Annotated in this window: 4 protein-coding genes and 1 pseudogene; 1 reads left to right on the forward strand and 4 read right to left on the reverse strand. The window is 72.5% G+C overall.

The annotated features are described in order from the left end of the window. Window positions 1–149: 149 nt before the first annotated feature. From AOK11_RS21390 to AOK11_RS21400, 3 genes are all read right to left on the reverse strand, one after another. Complete coding sequence (locus AOK11_RS21390) at window positions 150–527, reverse strand: hypothetical protein (RefSeq protein WP_055595341.1); 378 nt, start codon at window positions 525–527, stop codon at window positions 150–152. Between the two features lie 3 nt (window positions 528–530). Continuing rightward, window positions 531–776 carry a hypothetical protein gene (locus tag AOK11_RS21395; RefSeq protein ID WP_055595342.1) on the reverse strand — a complete coding sequence of 82 codons (246 nt, stop codon included), beginning with the start codon at window positions 774–776 and terminating at the stop codon, window positions 531–533. Between the two features lie 143 nt (window positions 777–919). Beyond that, window positions 920–3,163, reverse strand: coding sequence for a glycoside hydrolase family 9 protein (locus AOK11_RS21400; RefSeq protein WP_055595343.1), 2,244 nt, complete (start codon window positions 3,161–3,163; stop codon window positions 920–922). A 409-nt stretch (window positions 3,164–3,572) separates the two neighbouring features. On the opposite strand from AOK11_RS21400, the gene AOK11_RS21405 reads away from it, so the two are divergent. Then, entirely contained in the window at window positions 3,573–5,954 is a 2,382-nt protein-coding gene (locus AOK11_RS21405; RefSeq protein WP_055595344.1) for a SpoIIE family protein phosphatase, read from the forward strand. 22 nt (window positions 5,955–5,976) lie between these two features. Here AOK11_RS21405 and AOK11_RS21410 read toward each other — a convergent pair. After that, window positions 5,977–6,244, reverse strand: a pseudogene (locus AOK11_RS21410) (hypothetical protein); the annotation flags it as partial.

Here is a 6,244-nt window from a genome sequence, read left to right on the forward strand (position 1 = left end):
GCACAACCGGCGCACGGCCAACAAGGCACCGGGGAAACCTCCGCTCGTTGACAGGAAGTCAAAAGGAAAAACGTGCCCGGAGTCGCCCGCATCGGCTTTCCACCTGCGTTTTCCCGGGGTTCCCCGGTTCTCGCATTCCGGTGGTGGTGTCAGATCTGCCAGGAGCGGAGCCGGTCCGCGGCTCCGTAGACATCCGTCGTTCCGGACATCAGATCGCGGGCGAGGTCGACGATCGCGCCGTAGGGCGGGTCGATGCCGACGCCGCTGACGAACATGTACGCCACCGCCGTGGCGCAGGCGAAGCGGGCGTTGGCCGACGGCAGGGGGCGGAGCAGGGCGAGAGTGTGCAGCAGGGCGGCGGCCCGCCAGGCCGCGTCCGAGTCCACGCCGAGACGGGGCGGGTCGACGCGGTGCCGGGCGACGGCGGCGACCAGCGCCGAGAAGTCGTTGACGGTGGGCTGGTCCGGGAGGACCTCCTCGTGCCGCTGGAGCAGCCAGGGCACGTCGATGTGCAGAACGGATGCCATCGGTCAGGCGGCCCGCCCCGCGTCCCCGGCCCGCGGTTCGTCGTCCGGGAAGGCGGCGGCGAATTCGTCGGCGTGCGAGGCGAAGAACCGGCGGAATGCCTCCGCGCCTTCCTGGAGTGCCCGGTGGCGGGCGATGTCGGCCGCGGCCGCCTCCCGCACCAGCGCCTTCATCGATGTACCGCGCTCCTTGGCGATCTGCCGCAGGTCCTCGAGTTCACGGTCACTGAACTCCACATTCAGAGCAGGCATGCCATCACGGTACCGCTCGGGTACTCGATCGTAAATACCACCAGTTCAGAGCGGGTGTGCGGCGGTACCGAAAAGGGTGTGCCGGAGGTGTCGTCCCGTTCCTCGGGACGACACCTCCGGCACCGGTGCGGCACTCCGGTCCGCTACCTCTGGTCGGCCACGAAGGAGGCCATGCGGGTCAGGGCCGCGTTCCAGTTGACGGTGTGCTCGTTGGTGGACCAGGACTGGATGTCGTCGATGAAGCAGAACTGGCCGACGCAGCCCTGGAGCATCGACTGGGCGTAGGGGTCCTGGATGCTCGAGTTGGGTCCGCCGGAGAGGGTCCCGGCGGGCGGGTTCGGCAGCGCCGGGTCGAGCTGGCGGGCGTACCAGCGGCTGTGCTGGTTCTGCGCGCTGACCTCGCCGTACCCGGTGACGTAGGAGATGTTCAGGGCGTTGCGGCCGAGGATGTAGTCCATGCTCTGCAGCGCGCCGTCCCGGTACTTCGCGGCACCGGTGAGGTCGTAGGCGGTGGCGAGGACGACCGCGTTGTTGAGGACCTGGTGACTGGAACCCCAGTCGTAGACGTTGCCGGCCGGCGCGTACGGCATGCCGTACGGGTGTGCCGTCAGCGTGGCCAGGTAGCGGTCGGCGCCCTTGACGACGGAGCTGCGGACCTTGTCCCGGCCCGGGAGCCCGTTCGGCACCGTCGCGAGGTCGAGCCGGCCGGCCGCCGCGGTGCGCGACCAGTCGAAGCCGAGGGGGCCGAAGATGTCGGCGGTGTGCACCGGGGACTTCAGGACGTACTCCTCGAACCGCCGCTCCCCCGTGGTGAGATACAGCTCGGCCGCCGCCCAGTAGAACTCGTCGCTCACCTCGTCGTCCGGATAGGCGCCGCCGCCGACGCCGTCGTCCGGGCTCGCGTACTCCCCGGGATGGGCGAGCGCGGCCGTCCAGGCGGTGCGCGCGGCGGCCAGGGCCTCGGCCGCGAACTTCCCGTCGTAGGGCCGGTACAGACGGGCCGCCTGGGCGGCCGTGGCCGCGAGGTTCAGGGTGGCGGCGGTGCTCGGCGGGTGCAGTTCGCGCTTCTGCGGGTCGTCGCCGGGCAGCAGCGGCAGCCCGGTCCACTGCTCGTCGTGGATCTTGTGGTGGGCCATCCCGGCCAGCGGCTCTCCCTCGGGCACCTGCATCTTCAGCAGGAACTCCAGCTCCCAGCGGGCCTCGTCGAGGATGTCGGGCACCCCGTTGCCGCTCTCCGGGATGTTCAGCGTGCCGTCGCCCAGCTTGTCCGCCTGTCCGGTGCGGGCGTGCCGGGCGCGTTCGTAGGTGCTGAGCACCTCCCAGGTGCTGATGCCGCCGTTGACGACGTACTTGCCGTGGTCGCCGGCGTCGTACCAGCCGCCGGTGACGTCGAGGGTGTAGTCGCAGACGCCCGGCCGGCAGGGCACCCTGCCGTCGCCCTGGTTGGGCGCCGCGTCCACGTGTCCGGCCGGGCGGGCGTAGCCGGGGCGCAGGTCGTCGCGGATCTCGATGCCGCTGCGCTGGGTGTAGTAGTACTTCGCCGAGTCCAGCCGCAGCCGCTCGTAGGCGCCGGCGTCGATGTCGAAGGGCCGGCTGGTCTCGCCGTCCACGGCCAGGGTGTAGCCGGTGCCCCGCGCACGGTGGGCGCCGAAGTCGATGGAGTGGACGTTCTGCCCGGAGGAGTCGTCCACGCCGCGCGGCACGGTCCTGCCCTGCCGGACGACCCTGCCGCCGGCGTCCTTCAGCTGCCAGGGCAGCCGCTCGGTCGCCCCGGTGACCAGGGTGGCGTTCTTCGGGCCGGCGGGGAGGTAGGCGACCTGGTTGACGCGGACCCGGGGGCCGGTGTCGGGCTCGTACGGCTCGGGCTCCACGCCGCCCAGCAGGGACACGTCGTCCACGCAGAAGCGCCAGGGGTCGGGACTGCCGCCGAGCTGGAGAGCGACCTGGCCCCGCTCGGTGTCCGCAGGCGCCGTGAAGGTGTACGAGTACGTGTCGCCGGAGACGCCGAGCTGCGGGGACACCTCGTAGTAGGCGTCGTACGGGGCCACCGACAGGCCGACGACCGCCCGGACCACGTGGCCCGCGGGTGCGCCGGTCGCGGCGAAGGAGAAGCGGTAGGACTCCCCCTTCACGAGGGTGATGTCGTTCTGGCCGAGGGCGGCGTCCCACCGGTTGGTGGTGCCGCCGGGGACGTCGGCGCACAGGCGGCCGTCGGACAGGCTCGTGGTGACACCGGCGGAGGCCCACCAGGGTTCGGTGGTGGTGTCGAAGGTGCCGTTGCGGACCTGCTCGACCTCGTCGGCCCCGGCCGGGGCGGCGGGCAGCGCGGTGAGCGCGGTCGCCAGCAGGCCGGTCAGGGACAGCAGCGCGGTTCTGCGTCTGTTCACGTCTGGGCTCCTCTGGTGGGAGGACACGGCGGCGACTACGGATGGGAGCGCTCCCATCCGTACAGGGACATCGTTGTGGCAGATGTGACACTCCGTCAACAGGCGGGACGGGACTGGTGACGGACGCCGTCGGACGACGGACGTGTGCCGGCTGCCTGCCGGACCGGCGCCGGACGCGCCCGAACGGGCACCAGGCGCCTGTCGGGGCGGAGACCGGGACGGGAACCGGGGCCGAGGTCCGGAACAGGCCTCCCCCGGTGGCCGTCCCGGGCGTCGCTCCCGTCCTTCGCGCCCCGCCCGTGCCCCTCCGCCCGGACGGGGTTCCGGTCCGCACCCGCCTCGGACGCACTAGGGTGGAACTCTGGCGATCGACCAGTTCACGGTGAGTGTGCGCGATGGAGTGGCGACGATGAGGGCGGACGACCCGTTCGACGATCCGGTGACGGCTCGGGCCGTCATCGCCGCCGACGGCACCGTCACCCGGTGGAACAAGGCCGCCCAGCGGCTGCTGGGCCACCGGGCCGAGGACGTGGTCGGCCGCCCGGCGGCCCGCCTGCTCGCCGACGGGGCGCAGGCGCCCCGGCCGCCGGGCGACAGGCGTTGGAGCGGCACGCTCGCGCTCCGGCACCGGGACGGCGGCACCGTCACCGTATGGCTGCTCGCCCACCGCGGCCGGCCGGAGGACGGTGAGGCCGACGACTGGCTGGCCGTCACCCCGCTGCGGTCCGGCGACACCGATCCGGTCGGCGATCCGCTGCTCTGGGCGGCCATGCTCCAGTCCCCGTGCGCCACCGTCGTCTTCGGCGAGGACCTGCGCCTGCGCGGTGCCAACGACGCGATGGCGGAGCTCCTCGGGCTGCCGGCCACCCATCTGCGCGGTCTGCAGCCCGGCGACATCGGCGGCCGGCACCGGGCCAGGGAGCTGGAGCAGCACATGCGCCAGGTGCTGCGGACGGGCCGGGGCCACGACGTGCAGACGCGTCTGCGGGTCCGCGGAGAGAGCCACGAGGACACCTGGCTGGCCCGTATCGCACCGCTCACCGACGACTCCGGCCGGATCGTCGGTGTCTGCGTGACGGCCCATGACTTCACCGAGCAGAACAGGGCGCGGGCACGGCTGCAGCTGGTCAACGAGGCCAGCATACGCATCGGCACCACCCTCGACGTCACCCGGACGGCGCAGGAACTGACAGAGGTCTGTGTTCCCGCGCTCGCCGACTTCGTCAGCGTCGACCTGCTCGAGCACGACCAGGGTGCCGACCCCACCGGTCCGCTCATCCTTCCGGTCTCGCTGCGCCGGCTCACCCATCGGTCCCGCACGGCGGGCAACCCCGAGTCGGTCACCGACCTGGGCGAGGTGGTCGTCTACCCGGCCGCCGCACCCCAGGCCGACTCCCTGATCGCCGGCCACAGCGTCGTCGCCTCGGTCCCCTCCGGTGATCTCGATCCGTGGCTCGCGGTCGACGAAGCCCACGCCCGGCAGGTCCGGGAGTTCGGTGTCCACTCGATCCTGTCCGTCCCCCTCCGGGCCCGCGGTGTCACCCTCGGCGTCGCGGCCTTCACCCGCTTCCGGCATCCCGAGCCCTTCACCCACGACGACGTACTGCTGGCCGAGGAGATCACCGCGCGTGCGGCCGTCTGCATCGACAACGCCCGCCGCTACTCCCGCGAACGCGAGACGACCCTCACCCTCCAGCGCAGTCTGCTCCCCCGCGGCCTGCCCCGGACCGCGGCGGTGGACGCCGCCTCCCGGTATCTGCCGGCCGCGCGCACCGGCGTGGGCGGCGACTGGTTCGACGTGATCCCGCTGTCCGGGATGCGGGTGGCCATGGTGGTGGGGGACGTCGTCGGCCACGGCATCCAGGCGTCGGCGACGACGGGCCGGCTGCGTACGGCCGTCCGCACCCTCGCCGACATCGACCTGGCCCCGGAGGAACTGCTCACCCACCTCGACGACCTGGTCCTGCATCTCTCGCACGAGTCGGGCGGCGACGCCGGCCCCGGCGAGGTCGGTGCGACCTGCCTGTACGCGGTGTACGACCCGGTGTCACGGCGCTGCACCCTGTCGAGGGCGGGGCATCCGCCACCGGTCCTGGTCCCGCCGGACGGGTCGGTCCGCATACTGGACATGCCGTCCGGGCCTCCGCTGGGCCTGGGCGGGCTGCCCTTCGAGTCCGTGGAGCTGGAGCTGCCCGAGGGCAGTGTGCTGGGTTTCTACACGGACGGTCTTGTCGACGGCCGGGGAGGCGGAACGGACGCGGGCCTTCACCTGCTCTGCGACGCCCTGTCCCACGCGGCCTCCGGGGCGCTCGACGAGGCCTGCGACCGTGTTCTGCACGCCATGCTCCCTCCGGGTCGCGCCAGGGACGACGTGGCGCTGCTGCTGACCCGTACCCGCGGGCTGCCGTCCTCCCGGGTGGCCACCTGGGACATCCCGGCCGACCCGGCGCTCGTCGCGCCGGTCCGCAAGCGGGTCCTCGACCAGCTGGGCGTGTGGGAGCTGACCGACATGTCGTTCACCGTCGAGCTGGTGGTGAGCGAGCTGGTCACCAACGCGATCCGTTACGGCGCGCCGCCGATCCGGCTCCGGCTGATCTGCGACGCGTCGACGCTGATCTGCGAGGTGTCCGACGCCAGCCACACCGCCCCGCACCTGCGGCGTGCCAAGACCTGGGACGAGGGCGGCCGGGGGCTGCTCCTGGTCGCCCAGCTCACCCGGCGGTGGGGCAGCAGACACACCGCCGAGGGCAAGACCATCTGGGCCGAGCTGGGGCCGGCGGAGGACCTGTGAGCGTCCGGCCGGCCCGGTCCGCCTAGTCGTTCTCCTCGTCCCCGTCCTCTTCCCCGTTCTCGACGGGGCCCCAGGTGACGATCTTCACCTGGAGGTCGGGCTCCGAGGTGTCGATCGCCCAGCGCTGGACGTCCGTGTCGTCGCGGGCCTTGAGGACGAGAGCGCCCGAGCCGTCGGTCGCGGCGGGCGCCAGGCCCAGGTCCTGGCCGGACCGGGGCACCAGGTTCCCCTGGACGGTGAAGTCGTAGCGGGCGCTGTCGGCGTCCTTCTGTGTCTCACCGGTGCACCGG

This window comes from Streptomyces hirsutus, assembly GCF_001418415.1.
Classification (GTDB): domain Bacteria; phylum Actinomycetota; class Actinomycetes; order Streptomycetales; family Streptomycetaceae; genus Streptomyces; species Streptomyces hirsutus.

Excerpts from the sequence above, each read along its gene's own strand:
- AOK11_RS21390 (WP_055595341.1), bottom strand. The coding sequence starts at position 527 with ATGGCATCCGTTCTGCACATCGACGTGCCCTGGCTGCTCCAGCGGCAC.
- AOK11_RS21405 (WP_055595344.1), top strand. The coding sequence starts at position 3,573 with ATGAGGGCGGACGACCCGTTCGACGATCCGGTGACGGCTCGGGCCGTC.
- AOK11_RS21395 (WP_055595342.1), bottom strand. The coding sequence starts at position 776 with ATGCCTGCTCTGAATGTGGAGTTCAGTGACCGTGAACTCGAGGACCTG.